Origin of the sequence: Kribbella soli (assembly GCF_004331345.1) — a bacterium.
GTDB classification, from domain to species: domain Bacteria; phylum Actinomycetota; class Actinomycetes; order Propionibacteriales; family Kribbellaceae; genus Kribbella; species Kribbella soli.
The window spans coordinates 893025-912638 of the sequence record NZ_SJJZ01000003.1 but is presented as its reverse complement, the minus strand read 5'-3'; the positions used below and the strand labels follow the sequence as shown (position 1 = coordinate 912638).

Below are 19614 nucleotides of genomic sequence, written 5' to 3'. Positions count from 1 at the left end.
CACAATAGGCGGCGACCCAGGAGGTGAACCATGGCTGCCGATTCGATCGAGCCGCTGCCGAGCGTACGGCGGCTGGCGCAACGCGAGAACCTGCGCGACAGCGTCGCCAACGCACTGCGGGCGGCGGTGATCTCCGGCGAGCTGAAGCCGGGGGAGGTGTATTCGGCGCCGACGCTCGGTGCGCGGTTCGGGGTCTCCGCGACACCGGTCCGCGAGGCGATGCTGGACCTGGTCCGCGAGGGCCTGGTGATCTCGCTGCGGAACAAGGGCTTCCGGGTCACCGACGTGTCCGATGAGGACCTCGACAACCTGGCGGCGCTGCGTCAGCTGATCGAGCCGCCGACGATCCGGGACGTCGTACCCGTGATCCCGGCGCAGGACTACCCGCGGCTGCGGCGGCTGGCCGAGGACATCGTGGTGGCGGCTCAGGCCGGCGACCTGATCGCGTACATCGAGGCGGACCGGGTCTTCCACGTGACGCTGCTCGCGTACTCCGGCAATCAGAAACTCGTCGACGTCGTGTCGGACCTGCGCTCCCAGACGCGCTTACTCGGCCTGACTCCACTCGTCGAGAGCGGCCGCCTGGTCCCGTCTGCCACCGAACACCACGAGCTGCTGGACCTCATGGAGGCCGGCGACGGCGAGGGCGCCGAGCAGCTGATGCGCCGGCACATCGGCCACGTCCGAGGCCTGTGGGCCCGCTCTCAGAGCAACTGACGCAGGAGTGAGTCGGCGACGAACTCCTCGAACTCGGGGTTCAGCCGAACTCGTCGACCAGCAGGACACACCAGGGCCGGCCCGATCTCGAGCAGAAGACGGGTTATCCCTCCGCGTTGGGGGTTCTCCGTTGGTATGCGACGGGAGAACCCCCAACACGAGGGGATATCCGGCGCTTGTGACGGATGGGTGGTGGAGGTGTTTCGGGTGGTGCGGTGAAAGGGCGGGGTGTGCATTGGGAACAGGAGGTGTCGGTTGCCTGGGTAGTGCACCTGAGCGTGATTGTGGTCGTGCGTACGGTGTCTCGCTGGTGCTCTACCTGTCGAGCGTGCACACTGTCGACCGATAATCCCGCCCAAGAGGACAACCCTCCTCCATCCGGCTGTGACAGGTTGCGGCCACTCTGCTCGCTGACACCTGGGGCGTTGGGACGCTGGCGGTATGGGTCGGTTGCGATGGTTGGGCGTAGCGGGTGCGGCGTTGGTGCTGGCTGGTTGCAGCGGCGGTGGGTCAGGGACTTGGTCGGACGCTGGGTCGGCGCCGGCTAGTAGTACGTCGGATAGCAGTACGCCGACGCCCGTCGTCACGCCGACCCCGACACAGACCGCTCAGCCGACGCCGCGACCGACGCCGAAGCCGGTGCCTAAGCCGACTGCGCCGGAGGCGGACTGCACCGGGTCGTTCAAGGACGGCCGGTTCGACTTCTCGGGCAGCAACATCTTCATCTCCGACCAGGGCTTCACCTGCAACGGCGGGCAGATGGTCGGGTACGAGCGGCACAAGACCGCCATCACCTTCTACGTCGGCAACAAGCACGTCACGCTCGGACCGAAGAAGTCCGCGGCGATCGGCGGCTACCGGATCCGGGTCGGCATCGCGAACAGCAAACAGGCCACGTTCACGATCGACCGGGTCACGTCTACCTAGGACGGGTCCTAGGCGATCACACCCAGCGCCTGCTTCGCGGTGGCGGCAGCGTCGGCGCCGTACGTGCTGGTGAGCCGGTCGAGGAAGCTGGGGTGGTCCAGGCTGTACTCCTGCGTGCCGACCGTCTCCAGCACCGTGGTCGCCAGCGTGCAGCCGAGGTGGGCGGCCGCTTCGTGGTCGAGGCCGGCGGCGCGGCCGGTCAGGTAGCCGGCCCGGAAGGCGTCGCCGCCGCCGGTCGGGTCGACCAGGTTCGGTGCGGGCACCGCGGGGACCTTCGCGAGGATCCCGCTGGTGTCCTCGATCACGACGCCGTCGCCGCCGTGGGTGGTGACGCGTACGCCGACCCGCTCGAGGATCTCGGCGTGGCTCCAGCCGGTCTTCTGCACCATCAGCCCGGCCTCGTACTCGTTGCTGAACAGGTACGCCGCACCGTCGACGAGCGTGCGGATGTCCGCACCGTCCATCCTCGCCATCTGCTGCGACGGGTCGGCCGCGACCGCGATCCCGTGCTGCTTGGCCAGCTCGGTGTGCTTGAGCATCGCCTCCGGGTCGTCGGCGCCGATCAGCACCAGGTCGACACCGCCCGCGGCCTGATGGATCGCGCCCAGGTCGAGCTCGCGCGCCTCGGCCATCGCGCCGGTGTAGAACGAGGCGATCTGGTTCGCGTCGAGGTCCGTCGTACAGGTGAACCGGGCGGTGTGTACGTTCCCGCAGATGCGGACGTGTGAGATGTCGACGCCGGCCTCCGTCAGCGCAGCGCCGTACTCGGCGAAGTCGGCGCCTACTGAGCCGACGAGCAGCGTCGGGAACCCGAGCTGGGCCATCCCATAGCAGATGTTCGCGGCGACGCCGCCGCGGTGGACGACCAGCTCGTCGACCAGGAACGAGAGGGAGACCTTGTGCATCTGCTCCTCGAGGAACTGGTCCTTGAACCGGCCCGGGAACGTCATCAGGATGTCGGTCGCGATCGAGCCGGCGACGGCGATGCGCATACGGGGTGCTCCCTCGAGGTGGGGTGGGTGTCAGGCCAACGAACAACCCATAGAGACTACAGGCGACCGATCTAATACACGGAGGGGCGAATTTCATGGGCCATCAGGTACCGGTGACCGAGGAACTGCACGATTACATGCTCGCCCACGGCATGCCGCTGGACGAGATCGCGACCGAGCTGCGCGCCGAGACCGAGAAGCTCGGTAACCCCGCGGTGATGCTGACCACCGCGGACCAGGCCGGTCTGCTGACCACGCTGACCCGCCTGATCGGTGCCCGCCGGGCGGTCGAGATCGGCACCTTCACCGGCTTCTCCGCGCTGGCGATCTCCCGTGGGCTGCCCGACGACGGCGAACTGATCTGTCTGGACGTCGACGCGGACTGGACCTCGATCGGCCGCAAGTACTGGGAGCGGGCCGGGGTCGCGGACAAGATCGACCTGCGGATCGGCGACGCGCACGAGTCGGTGACCAAGCTCGACGGCGAGTTCGACCTGGCCTTCGTCGACGCCGACAAGGGCTGGTACATCCAGTACTTCGAGGCCCTCCTGCCGCTGATCCGGCCGAACGGGCTGCTGCTGTTCGACAACACGCTGGCCGGCGGCCGGGTGGTGGACGCGGACGGTCCGGCGGACCGCAAGGAGTTCAACGCCCACGTCGCCCAGGACGAGCGCGTCGACGTGATCATGCTCGGTATCGGCGACGGGCTGACGCTGGTCCGGAAGAAGTGAGCTGCAACAAATGAGCAAGAAGGCGGCGCCCCGGCTGGCGGTGACGGATCTGCAGCACAAGTACGGCGACCGTCCGGTGATCGAGGGCCTCACGTTCACGTTGCGGGCCGGCCAGGCGATCGCCCTGGTCGGGCCGAACGGCGCGGGCAAGACGACCGTGCTGAAGTGCATCGTCGGCGCGGCCGAACCGGCGGCCGGGAAGATCCTGCTCGACGGTCTGCCGATCGACGAGCGCGCCGAGGCGGTCCGCCGGGACGTCGCCACCCTGCTCGACGACCTGGACTTCTTCCCGGACCTGACCGCGGCCGAGCATCTCGACCTTCTCGCCCGCGCGCACGGCAACTCGTCGCCGGAAGACCTGGTGGACACGACGCTGCACGACATCGGTCTGCTGCCGGCCGCTGACCAGTTGCCGGGCTCGCTGTCGTCCGGCCAGCGCCGCAGGCTCGCGCTGGCCACGGCGCTGGTCCGCCCGCGCAAGCTGATGGTCCTCGACGAGCCCGAGGCCCGTCTCGACACCGGCGGCGTGCAGTGGCTGTCCGACCGGCTCGTCGAGGAGAAGAGGTCCGGTACGGCGATCCTCTTCGCCAGCCACGACCCGGCGCTGGTCGAGACGGTCGCGGACTCCGTCGTCACCCTCACTCCGCTCCCATGAGCGCTGCCGACGGGCCGGTGCGGTTCGATCCTTCGGACTTCGGGACGATCCCGTCGTCGCGGGCGCTGCGGTCGTGGATGCGGACCACGCGGCGGCAGCACGCGGATCGGTCGTTCTGGGAGGTCTTCGAGGACGTGTACCTGGTCCTGTTCACCCTGGCGATGGTCGGGGCGACCGGCGGGAACGTCGTACGGCATCTGAACTCGAACGCCGCGACCTGCACCTCGTGGACGTGCGGACAGCTGACCTCGTGGTTGCCGTGGATCGTCATACCGTTGCTGCTGGCAACCACGATCCGGGTGCTGCTCGCGGTAGGCCCGGTGTCGGCGTCGCGGGCGACTGGGTTCTGGCTGCTGGCGACCCCGGTGAACCGATCGTCCTTGCTGAGGCCGGCGTACCGGTTGGTGATGGCCTCGGTCGCGGTCATCGGGGTCGTGGCCGGCGCAGTCATCTGGGCCCTGCTCGGCGAGCCGTGGTTCGACGTCATCGAGGCCGCCGTACTGATCGGCGCCGTGCTCGTCTGCGCCGCAGTCGCAACGGTATGGGCACAGCAGAGTGGGAGGCGCTCGCGATGGGCACTGCGGGTCTCGGACGTGCTGCTGGCCGCCGCCGTGATCCCGACGGTGCTCCTGGCGTTCCGCCCAGGCGAGGACCGCTTCACCAACCAAGTGATCGACACCTACGGCCATCCGACGCTGCACATCGGCGCGGTTCGCGAGGCAGGCGGGGTGACTTCAGGTCAGCTGTACCTGCTGCTGTTGTGCGTCGTGGCGGTCGTGGTGTGTGTTGGGTTGGCGATGCTTGCCTCGCGGACGCTTGATCGGCTCGGGCGGGTCAGCGTGATTGCTGGGGGTGAGTTGCTGGCCGGGCTCGCGGGGGCGGCTAGCAGTCTTGATGTCAGCATGCTTGGGGACGTGATCGCGGGGCGGCACTGGCGGTTGAAGGGGCGGGTGCGTTCCCGGCGCGGTCGGGGTGCGGACGGGGCCGCGATCGTGCACCGCGAGTTCCATCGGATCCTGCGCTGGCCGCGCCGGATCGCGGTCGCGTTCGGGCTGCTGGTTGTCCCGTACGCGGTCCACGGCGCCGGCTTCCACGTCCTCGTACCGATAGCGGCCGCGATCGCCGGCTTCATCGCCGTACGGCCGATGCTCGACGGACTCCGCACCGCCTGCCGCTCCACCGGACTCGTGCGCGCACTCGGCTGGGATCTCCGCGAGTTGCGGATCGTGATGGCGGTCGTCCCCGGCCTGTTCACGATCGTCTGGGCGGCCTGCGCCTATCCCGCGATCGGCAGTGCGGCTTCCAGTTTCGCCGTGGTCGCCGCGGTCATCTCCGGTACCGTCCGGCAGGCGTCCGCCCGGCCGCCGTCGTACGCCGGACCGCTGGTCACGTCCCCGATGGGCGCGATCCCGCCCGGCCTGTTCTCCCAGCCGGCCCGCGGCTTCGACCTCCTGGTCGTGTGTCTGGCGCCGGTGCTGTTCAACCTCAGCAGCCTCTGGGTCGTGGTGATCCCGTCCGTCGTGCTGATGCTGATGTTCTCGGTCCGCCCCAAAACCGCCTGACCGGTCAGAGGTGGTTGCAGGTTCTTGGCGCGAGCAGGTACCTTGTATCGCATGGTAGCGGAGAAGGTCTTCACCCAGCTGCGGCGCGGGACGCTGGAGTTCTGCGTCCTGGCGCTGTTGCAGGGAGAGCCTCGTTACGGTTTCGAGTTGGTGAAGGCGCTGGGCGAGGTCGACGGTCTGGTGACCACCGAGGGGACGATTTACCCACTGCTGGCCCGGCTACGACGGGAAGGCCTGGTGGAGACGAGCTGGCGCGAGTCAGAGTCCGGGCCACCGCGGCGGTACTACACATCGACGGCCGAGGGCAGCCAGGCGCTGGCTGCGTTCACCGCGGACTGGCAACGGTTCTGCACCTCGGTCGACAAGATCTTGCAGAGTGGGAGACGGGGATGAACATGGAACTGGACAGCGATCGCCTGGTCGACGCGTACCTGAACGAGCTGGCGAAGGCAGCCGAGGCGTTGCCGGCAGCGCGCCGGACCGAGCTGATCGACGACATGAAGGCGCACATCGCCGAGGAGCGCGCGGCCGGTGCCTCCTCGGAGAGCGAGATCCGGCAGATCCTGCAGCGCCTCGGCGACCCGCAAGAGATCGTTGCTGCGGCCACCGAGGGTCTGGTCCTGGTGGAGGTCCCACCGAAGCTGCGCCCGAGCGACATGGTCGCCCTCGCGCTGGTGTTCTTCGGTCCGTACCTGCCGGGCACCTGGGTGCCGATGATCGCCTACGTGATCGGCATCGGGATGCTGTGGTCGTCGAACCGCTGGACCGTCGCGTGGAAGCTCCTCGGCACGCTCAGCTGGCCGCTCGCGTACGCCGTTCTGCTCGGGATGGAGGTCACCGTCCAGCCGCCGTTGGCGCTGAGCATGACAGTTGACATCCTGATCACGGTTGCCGTGCTGGTCGGCATGGTGCTGGCGGCAAAGGCGCCCGCCAAGGTGCAGCCGGCCGATCAGGCCTCGTAGCGAAGCCACTTTCGGTCGACCTCTGCCGGGAGGTCGACCTGGTGCTGGTGGGCGAAGAGGAGGAGTTGGCAGAGTACGTCGGCGAACTCCTGGTGGAACGTCGCGCGGATGTCGTCCGGCGTCGCACCCTTGGCTCGCGCGCGGCCGGTGAGCTGGAGATAGGCCTGCGTCAGCTCGCCGACTTCCTCCTGGAGCTTCAGCAGGAACCAGTCCGGGTCGCGGTCGAAGCCCAGTTGCTCGCCGTACCCGACCGAGATCTTCTCCAACCGCGCTGTCAGCTCTTCGAGATCCACCGGCACAGCCAACCAGCTCCCACCGACAATCGCCGAACCATCGGTCCAGAATGGGTGGATGGATGCGGTGGCGTGGCTACTGGAGTCAGGGGAGCCGGCGGTTCGGGGGATGGCCCGACGGGACCTGCTGGGGGAGGAGCACGCGGAGGACGTGCTGAGCGGGGCGATCGTGAGTCGATTGCTGACCGACGCCTGCGCGGACAAGCGGGCGTACAAGAAGTGGACCGGCGCCCACTGGCGGATAGTTTCCCTGGCGGAGCTGGACGTTCCGGCGCAGGAGCCGCGGGCGGTGGCGGCGGCCGAGTACGACCTGGCCGAGGTCATGCGCTCGTTGAAGCACGGCGTGACTGTCATCGACAGGCTGGTGCGCAGGTGCGCGTCCGTCGAGGGCAATACACTCGGCGCCTGCAGCCGGTTCGGCATGGCTGCCGATCCGCGGCTGCAGCAGTTGGCGGAAGGTTTGATCGAGTGGCAGTGGCCGGACGGCGGCTGGAACTGCGACCGGAGTGCGTCCGGCCGGCGGTCGTCGTTCCATGAGTCGCTTGCCGCTGCTTGGGGACTCCACGAGTACTACCGAGTCACGGGCGAGGCAGCGGCCCGGGATGCCGCGCTTCGGGCCGGGGAGTTGTTCCTGGAACACCGGCTGTTCCGCAGCCTGTCGACCGGTGAGGTCATCAACACGCGGTGGTTGCGCCCGAGCTATCCGCCGTACTGGCACTACGACATCCTGCAGGCCCTGCTCGTGTTGTCACGGCTCGGGCTGGGGAAGGACGAGCGAGCCACCGACGCACTGGACGAGTTGGAGCGCCGGCGCCGCCCGGACGGACGGTGGAACGCGGGCACGCCGTTGTGGGGTCCGATCGGCGGCAACCGTACGCCGGAAGTCGTCGACTGGGGGCGCAGCGGACCGAACGAGATGATCACGCTCAACGCCCTGCGGGTTCTGAAGGCCGCAGGGCGTTGACGGAGCGTCAGGATCAGGCAGTCGGCTGGTCGCCGTTGGAGGCCGGTGCCTCCTCGGCGGGCGTGTCCGGGAACGGGTCGAGGTCCGGGAGGCTGAGGTCCGGATCGGCGTTCGGGTCCGGCGCGGCCGGCTCGTCCACGGCAGGGGTGCCGTCGACCTGCAGGCTCCTCGGGGCGGTCGCCCAGACCGCGGCGGCGGCGCGGGCGGCGTCGGCGGCGTCGGTCTGGCGCTCGTAGTTCTTGATGTCGAGCGCGTACGCCTTCACCACCGCGGACAGGTCCTTACGCAGCTGCCGGTGTGTCCACAGCGCGTAGGCCTGCGTCCGGGCCTCGATGAAGTTCTTCAGTTCCTGCATCTGGGCCGGGGTCATGTCGTCGTCCTCCGAGTGGCCTGGGGTGAATTCGCCGCGAGCGATCGCGGCGCGGGCGGGGTCTCCGGGGCAGTCGGTCGGCTCCGGGCGTACGGCGGAATGCGGCCGGATCGCCGTACCGCGGGGATAGATTCTGCGGAAGTCGGCGATCACCCCGCGGGTGGTCGCCTTCATCGCGGCCGACGGCTGCTCCCCGGTGACCAGGATCAGCAGAACCGCGCCGTACCGTTCGTTCACGTCGGTGTCGCCGTTGGCGCCTGACTGGGTCCGCAGACCGCGCAGCGTCCAGGCCCGGCCGGCCTGGTCGACCGCGACCTGGTAGGCGATGTCCGACCAGCCGCGGGTGTCCATGTGGTAGTCCTGCCAGCCACGCAACGCGGACGCGACGGCCGCCTTGGAGTGGATGACACTCGTCGATCCGGTCCCTGGCCAGTGGATGACCGCGCCTTCGACCCGCGACACGGTCAGGTTGCCCGGTCCACCGTTCGGCGGGCGCGCGTTCCACGCGGACCGGGGCAGATATTCGACCATCTGTGCTCCTCACATGCCTCACAGCGCCACATACCCACCGTTGGCGCTCGGTAATCAACCGATCACACTCGGCATGCGTCCGTCAAGCGATGAAACCCATCCAATCAGCCCCGGGGTTCGACCGCTCCGACACGCGTCAGGACAGCAAAGGGAGGAGCTGGTCGCCGATGCGGATGATCTCTTCGCGGTACGGGGTGTCGGAGAGGATGAAGTGGGTGATGCCGAGGTCGCGGTACTTGTTGAGGGACTTGGCTACGTCGTCGGGGGAGCCGACGAGCCACGTGGTGCCGGCGCCGCCACCGCCGTACTTGCCGGGAGCGGTGTAGAGGTTGTCGTCGAGCACCTCGCCGCGTTCGGCCAGGTCGAGGAGGCGTTGCTGGCCGACCGCCTTGAACCAGCGCTTGTCCCGCGATCCGTGCGTTTCGGCCATCTTCGCGACCTTCGCCTCGGCGTCGGTCCAGGCCTCCTCGGTGGTGTCGCGGACGAGCGTGGTGATCCGCAGCCCGAACTCCAGCGGCGGATGCTCGCGACCGAGCTCGTTCTCCAGCTCCCGCAGCCGTGCGATCCGCGCGGCGACCCCGTCCAGCGGCTCACCCCAGAACAGTTGTACGTCGGCATCCGTCGCGGCGACCCGTTGCGCGGCGTCCGACGCGCCACCGAAGTACAACCGGGGATGCGGACGGCCATCCCGTACGACGGGACGCGTCGCGACCGTGGAGCCGGTGACGGAGAAGTACTCGCCGGCGAAGGTCACGTCCTCCTCGGTCCACAGGCGCCGTACCAGTTGGAGGAATTCCTTGGTCCGGGCGTACCGCTGCGGCTGGTCGCCCTCGCTGTCGCCGTACGCCGCGAGGTTGTCCTGGCCGGAGACGATGTTGACCAGGAGCCGCCCGCCGGTCAGTTGGTCGAGCGTGCTCGCCGCGGACGCGAAGTGGGCGGGATGCCAGTACCCGGGCCGGATCGCGGCCAGCGGCTGGAATGTCGTGGTCCGCGCGCCCAGCGCGGTCGCGACCGTGAATGTGTCGGGCCGGCCCCAGCCGGTGCCGAGCAGCGCGCCGGACCACCCGTGGTTCTCGGTGAGTCGGGCCAGCTCGGTCAGCCGCTCGATGCTGTTGTGTCCCTGGACGGCGTCGTCCCCGCGGTGACCGGGGTCGACCTGGTTCGGGATGTACCAGAGAAAAGTCATGCAAAGAAGGTTAAGTCCACTTGGTTGGTCGACTTTGAGTGTCTCGCGGGCTGGTCGTCGTGAGGCATTGACAGCGTTGTCGGGGGCGACGACGATACGTTCTCGAAACGTTTCCAACCTCGGTGAGCCGAGCCGCCATGAAGCATCTCGAGGAGATCGTGTGAATCGTCGTGTGCAGATTCTGAAGGTTCTGACGGCCGGGGCGATCCTGCTCGCCGCGGCTCTCGTGCCACAGCCCGCCGGTGCCGCCGGTGGGTCCGCCGGTGCGACGGCGACCGCGCGGGCCCGTGTCGCGGCCGACGTACTGATGGGCTCGTACGAGCCGAACAAGGCCTGGTTCCCGTCGAGCTGGTGGAACTCCGCGGTCGCGTTGCAGACCATCGGCGACTACATGCAGCGCACCGGCGACCGGCGCTACCTGGGGCAGTTGGACAACACGTTCGAGAAGGACAAGGGCGTGTTCCCGGCCGGGTACCTGTCCGGCGATCCGCTGCTCGGCAACTTCACCAGCCGCGCCATCGACGACTCCGAGTGGTGGGGCCTGACCTGGATCCAGGCGTACGACCTGACCAAGAACCGCAAGTACCTCGACATGGCGATCACGATCGCGGAGTACGTCGAGGGCTACTGGGACCCGAGCTCGTGCGGCGGGGGAGTGTGGTGGGACGGCGAACGCACCTACAAGAACGCCGTCACCAACGGACTCTGGATCCGCCTGACCGCAGAACTGCACAACCGCCTGCCGCACGACAAGCGCTGGCTCGGCCGTGCGCAGGAAGGCTGGAACTGGTTCACCGGCAGCGGCATGATCAACTCCGCCGGCCTGGTCAACGACGGCCTGAAGAGCAACTGCGAGAGCAACGGCGACACAGTCTGGAGCTACAACCAGGGCCTTGCGATCGGCGCCGGCCTCGAGCTGTGGCGCGCGACCCGCGACCCCGAACTGCTCACCACGGTCCGGCGGCTGGCGGACGCCGCGATCGCTCCGGGCGGACTCGTCACCGACGGCGTCCTGACGGAGGCCTGCGATGCGCCGGGCCGCACGTGTGACGACAACGGCAAGCAGTTCAAGGGCATCTTCATGCGCTACTGGACCGATCTCGCCGACACCACGCACGACCGTCGCTACACCGACTTCGTCGCGCAGCAGGCCGCCACGATCTGGGACAACAACCACGACGCGGCCGACCGGCTCGGCGAGCGGTGGGCCGGCGCGACCCCGAACGTCTTCGACTGGCGTACCCAGGCCAGTGCGTTGAGTGCCCTGATCGCCGCCGTACCGCAGACGCCGCCGGTGCGATCGTTGTCCGCGACAACCGATCCGGCCCTGCCTGTGGTGATGCCCGCGACCGGCAGCGCCACCCACGTCAAGGTGAAGGTCGACGTAGAGGCCACCGGTCCGGTGGGTGACCGGATTCAGGCCGTCGTCCAGGCAACGGCCCCGTCCGGTTGGACGGTCACGCCGAGCCGGACGACCGTGACGCTGACGACTCGCGGCAACGCCGTACCCGTGGCCACGTCCGTCGACCTCGACGTGACGATTCCCGCGGGTACGCCGGACGGCCTGCATTCGGTGACCGCGTCGGCGACGTCCGGATCGCAACTGTCGTTCACGACCCGGTCCGACATCCTCATCGCGCACACGGCCGACTTCGACACCGGTACGGCAGCCGAAACCCCGTGGCTGTGGGACGCGGACGGGTCGCAGAGCAACGGCGTACAGAACCGGTTCGCCGACGGGCACTCGTACTTCGTCTACCGCTTCCCGTTCCCGTCCGACACCACGTCGGCATCCGTATCGTTGACAATCGACAATGAGTTTGTCGTCCAGGTCAGCGGCGACGGGCAGAACTGGACCACGGTGGCGACCGAGACGACCCCGTACCACGACGGCGAGAACAAGGCGGTCCGGACGTTCGACCTGACGCCGCACCTGGGATCAGCCAAGACCGGGTACGTCCGGATCTCCGACTCCTTCCCGGACGACGGCTGGGGCGGCCGGGTCTACCACGTGAGCGCTACCTACAACTAAGCGGCAGAGCGATCGTCGACCGGGCGCCGGCGCAGGGCCGGGTTGAGGATGGCCGGTGTGTCGTAGTCCATGTCGAGGCGGCCGACGTCGGTGCCCGGTGGGACGATCTTGTCGATCTGATCGAGAACGTCGTCACCGAGCACGACGTCGGCGCCGGCCAGCGCGTCGTCCAGGTGCTCCATCGTGCGCGGACCGATGATCGCGGACGTGACCGCCGGGTGCGCGATCGCGAACGCCATCGCCAGATGGGTCAGCTTGAGCCCGGCCGCGTCGGCGACCGGGATCAGCTGCTCGACGATCTCGAGCCGCCGCTGGTCGGACATGTGCCGGAACATCGCCGTACGCCGAAGGTCCGCCGGCGCCCGTCCGGTGAGCTGACCCTGGGCGAGCGGGCTCCAGACGAGTGCCCCCATCCCGTACTTCTGCACGACCGGGAGCACCTCGCGCTCGATCCCGCGGTTGAGGATCGAGTACGGCGGTTGCTCGGTGCGGAACCGCTCGAGGCCACGGCGTTCCGCGACCCAGTGCGCCTCGACGAGCTCGCTGGCCGGCATCGTCGACGTACCGATCGCCCGGACCTTCCCGCTGCGGATCAGGTCGGTCAGCGCCGACAAGGTCTCCTCGATGTCGGTCTCCGGGTCCGGGCGGTGCATCTGGAAGAGGTCGATGTGGTCGGTCTGCAACCGGCGCAGCGAGTCCTCGACCGCGGTCGTGATCCAGCGCCGCGAGTTGCCGCGCTGGTTCGGGTCGTCGCCCATCGGCAGGTGTGACTTGGTGGCCAGCACGACGTGTTCCCGGCGGCCCTTCAGCGCCTCGCCGACGATCTCCTCCGAGCCGCCGTGCGAGTAGATGTCGGCGGTGTCGACGAAGTTGATCCCGGCATCGAGGGCCTTGTGGATGATCCGGATCGACTCCTCGCGATCGTCGTTGCCGACGGCACCGAACATCATCGCGCCGAGGGCGTACGGGCTGACCTTGATACCGGTCCGGCCGAGCGTGCGGTAGTGCATGGTGTTGCCTCCTTGGTGTTGTCTCCACCTTGGCGGCGCCGGCGGCCGCGGAGAAGGCCCACTTCATCCACGGACAGGTTGTCCCTGGATAGCGCGCAGTACGTCACGCATGATGGAACGTGTGATCGATCGTGACGGCCTGGCCGACTTCCTCCGCCGGCGCCGCGAGCTCCTCCGGCCGGCGGACGTCGGCCTTCCCGACGGCGCACGCCGCCGTACGCCGGGATTGCGCCGGGAAGAGGTCGCGCAGCTGGCCGGCATGTCGACGGACTACTACTCGCGGCTGGAGCAGTCCCGCGGCGCGAACCCGTCGGAGCCGATCGTCGCCGGCCTCGCTCGCGCGCTGCGCTGCGACCTGGACGAGCGCGACCACCTGTACCACCTGGCCGGCCTCGCGCCGCCGCTCCGCCTGGCCGGCCGGCACCTCGGGCCGGGCCTGATCGGTCTGGTCGAACGACTCGGCGACATCCCGGTGTTCGTCGCCACCGACCTCGACGAGGTCCTCTGGCAGAACGCGCTGGCCGACGTCCTCATCGGCCGACGCCCCGGCGATGGCCTCGGCCGGAACCTGACCTGGCTCTGGTTCACCGATCCGGAGATCCGGCGGATCTTCCCCGAGGAGGACTGGGACGCCCACTCGGCCGCCCATGTCGCCGACCTGCGCGGCACCTATTCGCGCCGGATGGGCGACCGCGACGTCACGAGCCTGGTCGACGCACTCGTCGAACACAGCGAGGAGTTCCGCGCATTGTGGGACCTCCACGAGGTCGCCGTACGCCGCCTGCCGCGCAAGCGGTTCCTGAACCCGGAGGTCGGCGAGCTCGACCTCACCTGCGAGACCCTCCTGACGCCCGCGGCCGACGTACGGGTCCGGGCCTTCCTCCCGATCGAAGGCACCGACGCCCGCGAAAAGCTCGACCTCCTGCGAGTCATCGGCACGCAGTCCTTCGTCTAGCGAGCGCGAAGACCCTCGATCAGGAGGGTGAGCAGGCGCTGTGTCTGCTCGCGTTGCTGTTCGGGAGCGGCCGCGATCACCGCGCCGGCCATCGCCGCGACGACATCGTCCGGAGGTACGTCGGACCGGAAGACGCCGGCCGCCGCGCCTGAGTCCAGGAAGTGTGCGACGGCCGCGGAGAGCCGGGCGCGGGTGTCGGCCTGCGTCACGGCGCCGGAGGCGACCATGTTGCGCAGATCGAGACTCATGGCCCGCTTGGAGTCGACGAAGTCGAGATAGCGGTGCATCCAGGTGAGCAGGGCCTCGTCGGCGGGTGCGCCGGCGGCGAGCTCGGGCGCGGCGTCGCACAGCCGCGTGAGCTCCTGACGATAGACCGCCTCGAGGAGCGCTTCGCGGGTCGGAAAGTGCCTGTACAGCGTGGCCACGCCGACGCGCGCCCGGGCCGCCACCCTGTCGAGGGACAGGTGTACCGGCTCGCCGTTGCGCGCGGCCACGGCGAGATCGGCGAGCTCGTCGGCGGCCGCCGCCGCCACCTGCTCACGCCTGCGCGCTGCATCCGCCCGCATAAGTGGAGAAACCTCCAGTTAGTGCTATCGTCGAAGTAAGTGGAGAAACCTCCACTTCCATCGACTCTACCTGAGGACACTGCTGATGACATCGGAACGACCCGGAGGCACGGTCAAGCTCGGGCAGTACGAGATCGCGCGGATCGGGTACGGCGCGATGCAACTCGAACACGTCGACACTGCCGCGGCCGGCGCGGTCCTGCACCGCGCTGTGGAGCTCGGCATCAACCACCTCGACACCGCGTCGTTCTACGGGCACACCACGGTGAACCGGCACATCCGGGCCGCGTTGTACCCGTACCCGGACGACCTCGTGATCGTGAGCAAGGTCGGCGCGCGCCGGGTGGACGCGCCGGTGCCGCTGGCCCTGGCGCAGCGGCCGGAGCAACTGCGGGAGCAGGTCCACCTCGACCTCACGTCGCTCGGTCTGGAGCAGGTGCCCGTCGTCAACCTCCGCCGAGCGGATCAAGGCCCGGGGCTCATCGCTTCCGGCGACGACGTCGTACCCCTGGATGACCAGCTCGCCGAACTGATTGCCCTCCGCAACGAAGGGTTGATCGGTGCGATCGGCCTCAGCAACATCAGCACCGAGCAGCTCGAGCAGGCGCTGCCCGCCGGTATCGTTTGCGTCCAGAACGCCTACAGCGTGCTCGACCGCTCCGCCGAGCCCCAACTCCAACTCTGCGCGGCCAACGGCATCGCATGGATCCCGTACTTCCCGCTGGGCTCGGCCTTCGACCAGATCCCGTCACCGACCGAGCATCCCGTCGTACAGGAGATCGCCATCCGACTCGGAGCGACGCCCGCGGCGGTCTGCCTGGCCTGGATCCTCGCCCACGACGAACACACCGCCCTGATCCCAGGCACCCGCAGCGTCACCCACCTCGAGGACAACCTCCGCGCCGCCACCGTCCACCTCGACACCGAGGCAATCGCACAACTAGACGCGATCGCGGCCTAACCCCTGGACGCAGACGCACTTTGTGCACCGTTCGACCATCAAACGGCCCGCGAAATGGTCGAACGGTGCACAAAGTGGCGCTTCTGCGGGGGTGCGGCATCCGCTCCAGTTCGATTGCCGACGCGATCGTGGTCTGACCGGTGGAAAGCGAACAGAAAGGGAGTGGAAAGGGGCTGCGAATACGTTCGAGGTGTTGCCTGTCGTCTCACAGAGGACTCTCTCGATGCGTATGTTGAAGAAAGCTCCACGGAACATCCTGATGATCAGCGCGGTCGCGGCCGTCGGCGTGGCCGGATCCATCCTGGCCACAGGTCCCGCCGAGGCGGTCACCACCTGCAACAGCTGGGCGTACGTCAGGAACGTCAACCTCGACCCCAGCGCGAGCATCGTGCCGATCTACGGGACGGGGACCACGAGCAGCAGGAGCCTGAACTGCAACCTCTACAAGGGCACGAGCGGCGACGGTGTCCGACAGCTCCAGATGACTCTCAACGAGTGCTACGGGCCGCACCCCGCGAGTGGCGGCGTCAAGAAGTTCAGCACCAACCTCGCTACGGACGGGCAGTTCGGTTCCGCCACCGAGAAGGCGCTGAAGACCGTGCAGTCGTACGTGGGAGTGACCGCTGATGGATGGTACGGCCCGGAGACTCGCAAAAAGATGAAGGCCCGCGACAACAACGGCAGTGGGAACTATTGCATGTACCTGAAGCTGCCGGTCACCTGGTGGTAGGGATCTAGCGCCTACACATCCCGACGAGAAACGGCGGCAGACCGGGAGAGATTCCCAGGTCTGCCGCCGTTTCGGCCGGCTACGCGGCTCAGACGTCGTAGTACAGCTCGAACTCGTGCGGGTGCGGGCGGAGCTGGATCGGGGCGATCTCGTTGTCGCGCTTGAGGTCGATCCAGGTTTCGATCAGGTCCTCGGTGAAGACGTCGCCCTCGAGCAGGAAGGCGTGGTCGGCCTCGAGGGCGTCGATCACGGCCGGCAGCGAGGTCGGGACCTGCGCGATGCCCGCGTGCTCCTCCGGCGGGAGCTCGTAGAGGTCCTTGTCGACCGGGTCGGCCGGCTCGATCTTGTTGCGGATTCCGTCCAGGCCGGCCAGCAGCTGCGCCGCGAACGCCAGGTACGGGTTCGCCGACGGGTCCGGGCAGCGGAACTCGATCCGCTTCGCCTTCGGGTTCGAGCCGGTGATCGGGATCCGGATGCAGGCCGAGCGGTTACGCGACGAGTAGACCAGGTTGACCGGCGCCTCGAAGCCCGGCACCAGGCGGTGGTACGAGTTCACGGTCGGGTTCGTGAAGGCCAGCAGCGACGGGGCGTGCTTGAGCAGGCCGCCGATGTACCAGCGGGCGGTGTCGGACAGGCCGCCGTACCCGGACTCGTCGTAGAACAGCGGGTCGCCGTTGCTCCACAGCGACTGGTGGCAGTGCATGCCGGAGCCGTTGTCACCGAAGATCGGCTTCGGCATGAAGGTCGCGGTCTTGCCGGCCTTCCACGCGGTGTTCTTGACGATGTACTTGAACTTCATCACGTCGTCGGCGGCCTTGAGCAGCTCGTCGAAGCGGAAGTTGATCTCTGCCTGACCCGCCGTACCGACCTCGTGGTGGGCGCGCTCGACGATCAGGCCGGACCGCTCCAGCGCCAGCGTGATGTCGTCGCGCAGCTCGCCGAAGTGGTCGGTCGGCGCGACCGGGAAGTAGCCACCCTTGTAGCGGACCTTGTAGCCGCGGTTGCCGCCGTCCTCGACCCGGCCGGTGTTCCAGGCGCCGGCGATCGAGTCGATCGAGTAGTGCGAGGAGTTCGCCTTGGTCTCGAACCGGACGTCGTCGAAGACGTAGAACTCGGCCTCGGGCGCGAAGAACGCGGTGTCCGCGATACCGGTCGACTTCAGGTACTCCTGCGCCTTGCGGGCGATGTTGCGCGGGTCACGCGAGTACGCCTCGCCGGTCAGCGGGTCGTGCACGAAGAAGTTGACCACCAGCGTCTTGGCGCTACGGAACTCGTCGACGTACGCGCTGGTCGGGTCCGGCAGCAGCTTCATGTCGGACTCGTGGATCTGCTGGAAACCGCGGACCGACGAACCGTCGAAGGCGAGGCCGTCCTCGAAGACCTCGGGCCCGAACGACGACACCGGGACGGTGAAGTGCTGCATGATGCCCGGCAGGTCACAGAACCGGACATCGACGATCTCGACGCCCTCGTTCTTGACGTAGGCGAGCAGCTCCTCAGCGCTGGAAAACATACGTACTCCTAGGGTGGCTCAGAGATTGCATCTGAACGTAGGGCCCGCCGGTTTCTCCGTCGTGACCCTGATGTTTCGCGGATGTTACGCCCAGCGTGTCCGCGCTGACCCACTGGTGTACGGCGGTCACGCCCTGAGATATCGCGGTCCGTGTGGGACCGTCCCGGAGTGTGTCCGTAGGCTAGACATCATGGCATCATCCGCGGCGGCCGCAACCGGACCCTCCGAAGAATTTCGTTACCCGGGCAATCGGCTGGGGCTGCCCGAGGACGGCCAGGGTTCGGTGGCGACCTGGGGCCGCCGCCTGCTGGCCTTGCTGATCGACTGGCTGATCGCCGGCTTGATCGCGTCCGTGGTGATGAGCCGGCCGATGTGGGCGGGCGGCAGCGACTACAGCCTGATGCACTCGGCGATCTTCTTCGCGACGACGGCGATCCTGACCGGCCTGGTCGGCGGCACGATCGGCCACCGGATCTGCGGTCTGCGGGTGGCCCCGGTCCGCGACCGGAAGACGTACGCCGCGCCGCCCGGTCTGCTGGCGGGCGTCATCCGCGCGTTGCTGATCAGCTTGCTGATCCCCGCGGTGATCTTCGACCGGGACCGGCGCGGGCTGCACGACCTGGCCGCGAAGACGGTCGTCGTACTGCGTTAGCGCCGCGTGAGCAGCAGCTGTACGTCGTCCAGGTACCCGGTCCGGAAGCCCGCCTCGGAGTACGCGAGGTAGAACTCCCACATCCGGCGGAACGTGTCGTCGAACCCGAGCGCCGCGATCGCCGGCCAGTGCTCGATGAACCGGTTCCGCCAGACCCGCAGCGTCCGTGCGTAGTCCCCGCCGAGATGCCGAACCACCTCGGCGCGAAGGCCGGTGTGCTGCGCGGTGACGTCCTCGATCACCTCGATCGACGGGATCAGACCGCCGGGGAAGATGTACTTCTGCACCCAGGTGAACGTGTTCCGGGTCGCGAGCATCCGCTCGTGCGGCATCACGATCGCCTGGACGACGCCGACGCCGCCGGGCGCGAGCCGCCGCTCGATCGCGTCGAAGTACACCGGCCAGTACTTCTCGCCGACCGCCTCGATCATCTCCACACTCAGTACGGCGTCGAACTCGCCGATCTGATCGCGGTAGTCGCGCAGCGCGACCTGCACCCGGTCACCGACGCCCGCGTCGGCGATCCGGCGCTGCGCGAGCAACGCCTGCTGCGAGGCGATCGTGATCGCCGTCACCCAGGCGCCCCGCTGGGCGGCGCGAATCGCGAGGCTCGCCCAGCCGCAGCCGATGTCGAGCACGCGTGACCCGGACCGCACGCCGGCCGCGTCGAGGATCGAGTCGAGCTTGCGCAGTTGGGCGGCGGAGAGTTCGTCGTACGACGCCGTGGCGAGATCGGCCGTCGGGTCGCCGCCGAAGTACGCCGCGGAGTAGGTCAGCGTCGGATCCAGGAACTCCGAGAACATCGAGTTGCTCAGGTCGTAGTGCCGGCTGACGTTCTCCCGGGCACCGGCCCGGTCGTTCTCCTGCTCGCCCGGCTGCGACCGGGTGACCAGCCAGCGCAGCGACTGCGCCCACTTCGGCAGCAGGTGCCGCGTCTCGTCGTTGCTGAACCGCTCGGCGAACGGGACCAGCAGGTCGGCCAGGTCGGTGCCCGGCTCCGGGTCCCAGTCGCCGGCCAGGTACGCCTCGCCGAACCCGGACCCGGCGTCCTGACCGAGCCGGTCCAGGAACGCCGACGTACGGTGCACCCGCATGGCAGGTCCGCCGAGGCCGAACGAGCGGTTGCGGTCCAGGTGGATCGTGGCCGGGAGATCCTTGGCGATCAGCCGGATCGCGGTCGCAGCGCCGTACCGACGGACCGGGTTCGACCGTGGCCGGGCCAGTGTCGGCCAGGTCTCGGTCTCCGGCGCGTGCACGGGATGCTGCACGCGCGGCATCACATCCGTCATCTCTACCCCTGTATCG

General features: G+C 68.4%; 21 protein-coding genes. 13 read left to right on the top strand and 8 right to left on the bottom strand.

Going from position 1 to position 19614, the window contains the following annotated elements; all coding sequences use genetic code 11:
• Positions 1 to 30 precede the first annotated feature (30 nt).
• Entirely contained in the window at positions 31 to 717 is a 687-nt protein-coding gene (locus tag E0H45_RS27185; protein ID WP_131342490.1) for a GntR family transcriptional regulator, read from the top strand.
• Positions 718 to 1158: 441 nt separating this feature from the next.
• Positions 1159 to 1644 (top strand): hypothetical protein, encoded by a 486-nt coding sequence (locus E0H45_RS27180; protein WP_131342488.1) that lies wholly within the window; start codon positions 1159 to 1161, stop codon positions 1642 to 1644.
• A gap of 8 nt (positions 1645 to 1652) precedes the next feature.
• Here the strand turns inward: E0H45_RS27180 and E0H45_RS27175 are convergent, their stop codons facing one another.
• The gene (locus E0H45_RS27175; RefSeq protein WP_131342486.1) at positions 1653 to 2636 is read right to left on the bottom strand and encodes a carbohydrate kinase family protein; all 984 of its coding nucleotides are present in this window, start codon (positions 2634 to 2636) and stop codon (positions 1653 to 1655) included.
• Between the two features lie 95 nt (positions 2637 to 2731).
• On the opposite strand from E0H45_RS27175, the gene E0H45_RS27170 reads away from it, so the two are divergent.
• Genes E0H45_RS27170 through E0H45_RS27150 form a run of 5 tightly spaced genes read left to right on the top strand, consistent with a single transcriptional unit; the run spans position 2732 to position 6546 of the window.
• Positions 2732 to 3367 (top strand): O-methyltransferase, encoded by a 636-nt coding sequence (locus E0H45_RS27170; protein WP_131342484.1) that lies wholly within the window; start codon positions 2732 to 2734, stop codon positions 3365 to 3367.
• Between the two features lies 1 nt (position 3368).
• A complete protein-coding gene (locus E0H45_RS27165; RefSeq protein ID WP_420323350.1) occupies positions 3369 to 4022 on the top strand; it encodes an ABC transporter ATP-binding protein in 654 nt (217 codons plus the stop codon).
• Positions 4019 to 5584: a DUF6297 family protein gene (locus tag E0H45_RS27160; RefSeq protein ID WP_131342480.1), complete on the top strand. Its 1566-nt coding sequence runs from the start codon at positions 4019 to 4021 to the stop codon at positions 5582 to 5584. The genes E0H45_RS27165 and E0H45_RS27160 overlap by 4 nt, the downstream gene beginning before the upstream one ends.
• 51 nt (positions 5585 to 5635) lie before the next feature.
• The gene (locus tag E0H45_RS27155; RefSeq protein WP_131342478.1) at positions 5636 to 5977 is read left to right on the top strand and encodes a PadR family transcriptional regulator; all 342 of its coding nucleotides are present in this window, start codon (positions 5636 to 5638) and stop codon (positions 5975 to 5977) included.
• On the top strand, positions 5974 to 6546 hold the full coding sequence (locus tag E0H45_RS27150) for an HAAS signaling domain-containing protein (protein WP_131342476.1): 573 nt from the start codon (positions 5974 to 5976) through the stop codon (positions 6544 to 6546). Before E0H45_RS27155 ends, E0H45_RS27150 begins: the two co-directional genes overlap by 4 nt.
• Here the strand turns inward: E0H45_RS27150 and E0H45_RS27145 are convergent.
• Entirely contained in the window at positions 6534 to 6839 is a 306-nt protein-coding gene (locus E0H45_RS27145) for a nucleoside triphosphate pyrophosphohydrolase family protein (RefSeq protein WP_131342474.1), read from the bottom strand. The two genes, E0H45_RS27150 and E0H45_RS27145, sit on opposite strands and share 13 nt — an antisense overlap.
• A 58-nt stretch (positions 6840 to 6897) precedes the next feature.
• Between E0H45_RS27145 and E0H45_RS27140 the strand changes: the two genes are divergently transcribed.
• Complete coding sequence (locus E0H45_RS27140) at positions 6898 to 7803, top strand: hypothetical protein (protein WP_131342472.1); 906 nt, start codon at positions 6898 to 6900, stop codon at positions 7801 to 7803.
• Between the two features lie 13 nt (positions 7804 to 7816).
• Here the strand turns inward: E0H45_RS27140 and E0H45_RS27135 are convergent, their stop codons facing one another.
• Together E0H45_RS27135 and E0H45_RS27130 are read right to left on the bottom strand one after the other, a co-directional pair.
• Positions 7817 to 8704, bottom strand: coding sequence for a peptidoglycan recognition protein family protein (locus E0H45_RS27135; protein WP_131342470.1), 888 nt, complete (start codon positions 8702 to 8704; stop codon positions 7817 to 7819).
• A 136-nt stretch (positions 8705 to 8840) separates the two neighbouring features.
• The gene (locus E0H45_RS27130) at positions 8841 to 9890 is read right to left on the bottom strand and encodes an LLM class flavin-dependent oxidoreductase (RefSeq protein ID WP_131342468.1); all 1050 of its coding nucleotides are present in this window, start codon (positions 9888 to 9890) and stop codon (positions 8841 to 8843) included.
• Positions 9891 to 10050: 160 nt separating this feature from the next.
• Between E0H45_RS27130 and E0H45_RS27125 the strand changes: the two genes are divergently transcribed.
• The gene (locus E0H45_RS27125) at positions 10051 to 11922 is read left to right on the top strand and encodes a glycoside hydrolase family 76 protein (RefSeq protein WP_238155310.1); all 1872 of its coding nucleotides are present in this window, start codon (positions 10051 to 10053) and stop codon (positions 11920 to 11922) included.
• On the opposite strand, the gene E0H45_RS27120 is transcribed toward E0H45_RS27125, so the two are convergent.
• Positions 11919 to 12932 carry an aldo/keto reductase gene (locus E0H45_RS27120; RefSeq protein WP_131342464.1) on the bottom strand — a complete coding sequence of 338 codons (1014 nt, stop codon included), beginning with the start codon at positions 12930 to 12932 and terminating at the stop codon, positions 11919 to 11921. The genes E0H45_RS27125 and E0H45_RS27120 overlap by 4 nt on opposite strands.
• Positions 12933 to 13053: 121 nt before the next feature.
• On the opposite strand from E0H45_RS27120, the gene E0H45_RS27115 reads away from it, so the two are divergent.
• A complete protein-coding gene (locus tag E0H45_RS27115) occupies positions 13054 to 13887 on the top strand; it encodes a helix-turn-helix transcriptional regulator (protein ID WP_202872525.1) in 834 nt (277 codons plus the stop codon).
• On the opposite strand, the gene E0H45_RS27110 is transcribed toward E0H45_RS27115, so the two are convergent.
• A complete protein-coding gene (locus tag E0H45_RS27110; protein WP_131342462.1) occupies positions 13884 to 14453 on the bottom strand; it encodes a TetR/AcrR family transcriptional regulator in 570 nt (189 codons plus the stop codon). The genes E0H45_RS27115 and E0H45_RS27110 overlap by 4 nt on opposite strands.
• An 85-nt stretch (positions 14454 to 14538) precedes the next feature.
• Here E0H45_RS27110 and E0H45_RS27105 point away from each other — a divergent pair, with 85 nt between their 5' ends.
• Both E0H45_RS27105 and E0H45_RS27100 read left to right on the top strand, forming a co-directional pair.
• Positions 14539 to 15414, top strand: a complete 876-nt coding sequence (locus E0H45_RS27105) for an aldo/keto reductase (protein WP_131342460.1) — start codon at positions 14539 to 14541, stop codon at positions 15412 to 15414.
• 223 nt (positions 15415 to 15637) lie between these two features.
• On the top strand, positions 15638 to 16144 hold the full coding sequence (locus tag E0H45_RS27100; protein ID WP_131342458.1) for a peptidoglycan-binding domain-containing protein: 507 nt from the start codon (positions 15638 to 15640) through the stop codon (positions 16142 to 16144).
• Positions 16145 to 16232: 88 nt separating this feature from the next.
• On the opposite strand, the gene glnA is transcribed toward E0H45_RS27100, so the two are convergent.
• Complete coding sequence (glnA, locus tag E0H45_RS27095; RefSeq protein ID WP_131342456.1) at positions 16233 to 17657, bottom strand: type I glutamate--ammonia ligase; 1425 nt, start codon at positions 17655 to 17657, stop codon at positions 16233 to 16235.
• 190 nt (positions 17658 to 17847) lie between these two features.
• Between glnA and E0H45_RS27090 the strand changes: the two genes are divergently transcribed.
• Complete coding sequence (locus tag E0H45_RS27090) at positions 17848 to 18309, top strand: RDD family protein (protein WP_131342454.1); 462 nt, start codon at positions 17848 to 17850, stop codon at positions 18307 to 18309.
• On the opposite strand, the gene E0H45_RS27085 is transcribed toward E0H45_RS27090, so the two are convergent.
• Positions 18306 to 19598: an SAM-dependent methyltransferase gene (locus tag E0H45_RS27085; RefSeq protein ID WP_131342452.1), complete on the bottom strand. Its 1293-nt coding sequence runs from the start codon at positions 19596 to 19598 to the stop codon at positions 18306 to 18308. The two genes, E0H45_RS27090 and E0H45_RS27085, sit on opposite strands and share 4 nt — an antisense overlap.
• Between the last annotated feature and the right edge of the window lie 16 nt (positions 19599 to 19614).

What these genes read in the sequence shown, in the direction of transcription:
- E0H45_RS27100 (WP_131342458.1), top strand. Translation starts at nt 15,638, where the DNA reads ATGCGTATGTTGAAGAAAGCTCCACGGAACATCCTGATGATCAGCGCG.
- E0H45_RS27130 (WP_131342468.1), bottom strand. Translation starts at nt 9,890, where the DNA reads ATGACTTTTCTCTGGTACATCCCGAACCAGGTCGACCCCGGTCACCGC.
- E0H45_RS27185 (WP_131342490.1), top strand. Translation starts at nt 31, where the DNA reads ATGGCTGCCGATTCGATCGAGCCGCTGCCGAGCGTACGGCGGCTGGCG.
- E0H45_RS27090 (WP_131342454.1), top strand. Translation starts at nt 17,848, where the DNA reads ATGGCATCATCCGCGGCGGCCGCAACCGGACCCTCCGAAGAATTTCGT.
- glnA (WP_131342456.1), bottom strand. Translation starts at nt 17,657, where the DNA reads ATGTTTTCCAGCGCTGAGGAGCTGCTCGCCTACGTCAAGAACGAGGGC.
- E0H45_RS27110 (WP_131342462.1), bottom strand. Translation starts at nt 14,453, where the DNA reads ATGCGGGCGGATGCAGCGCGCAGGCGTGAGCAGGTGGCGGCGGCGGCC.
- E0H45_RS27155 (WP_131342478.1), top strand. Translation starts at nt 5,636, where the DNA reads ATGGTAGCGGAGAAGGTCTTCACCCAGCTGCGGCGCGGGACGCTGGAG.
- E0H45_RS27120 (WP_131342464.1), bottom strand. Translation starts at nt 12,932, where the DNA reads ATGCACTACCGCACGCTCGGCCGGACCGGTATCAAGGTCAGCCCGTAC.
- E0H45_RS27135 (WP_131342470.1), bottom strand. Translation starts at nt 8,704, where the DNA reads ATGGTCGAATATCTGCCCCGGTCCGCGTGGAACGCGCGCCCGCCGAAC.
- E0H45_RS27175 (WP_131342486.1), bottom strand. Translation starts at nt 2,636, where the DNA reads ATGCGCATCGCCGTCGCCGGCTCGATCGCGACCGACATCCTGATGACG.
- E0H45_RS27160 (WP_131342480.1), top strand. Translation starts at nt 4,019, where the DNA reads ATGAGCGCTGCCGACGGGCCGGTGCGGTTCGATCCTTCGGACTTCGGG.
- E0H45_RS27105 (WP_131342460.1), top strand. Translation starts at nt 14,539, where the DNA reads ATGACATCGGAACGACCCGGAGGCACGGTCAAGCTCGGGCAGTACGAG.
- E0H45_RS27085 (WP_131342452.1), bottom strand. Translation starts at nt 19,598, where the DNA reads ATGACGGATGTGATGCCGCGCGTGCAGCATCCCGTGCACGCGCCGGAG.
- E0H45_RS27180 (WP_131342488.1), top strand. Translation starts at nt 1,159, where the DNA reads ATGGGTCGGTTGCGATGGTTGGGCGTAGCGGGTGCGGCGTTGGTGCTG.
- E0H45_RS27150 (WP_131342476.1), top strand. Translation starts at nt 5,974, where the DNA reads ATGAACATGGAACTGGACAGCGATCGCCTGGTCGACGCGTACCTGAAC.
- E0H45_RS27170 (WP_131342484.1), top strand. Translation starts at nt 2,732, where the DNA reads ATGGGCCATCAGGTACCGGTGACCGAGGAACTGCACGATTACATGCTC.
- E0H45_RS27140 (WP_131342472.1), top strand. Translation starts at nt 6,898, where the DNA reads ATGGATGCGGTGGCGTGGCTACTGGAGTCAGGGGAGCCGGCGGTTCGG.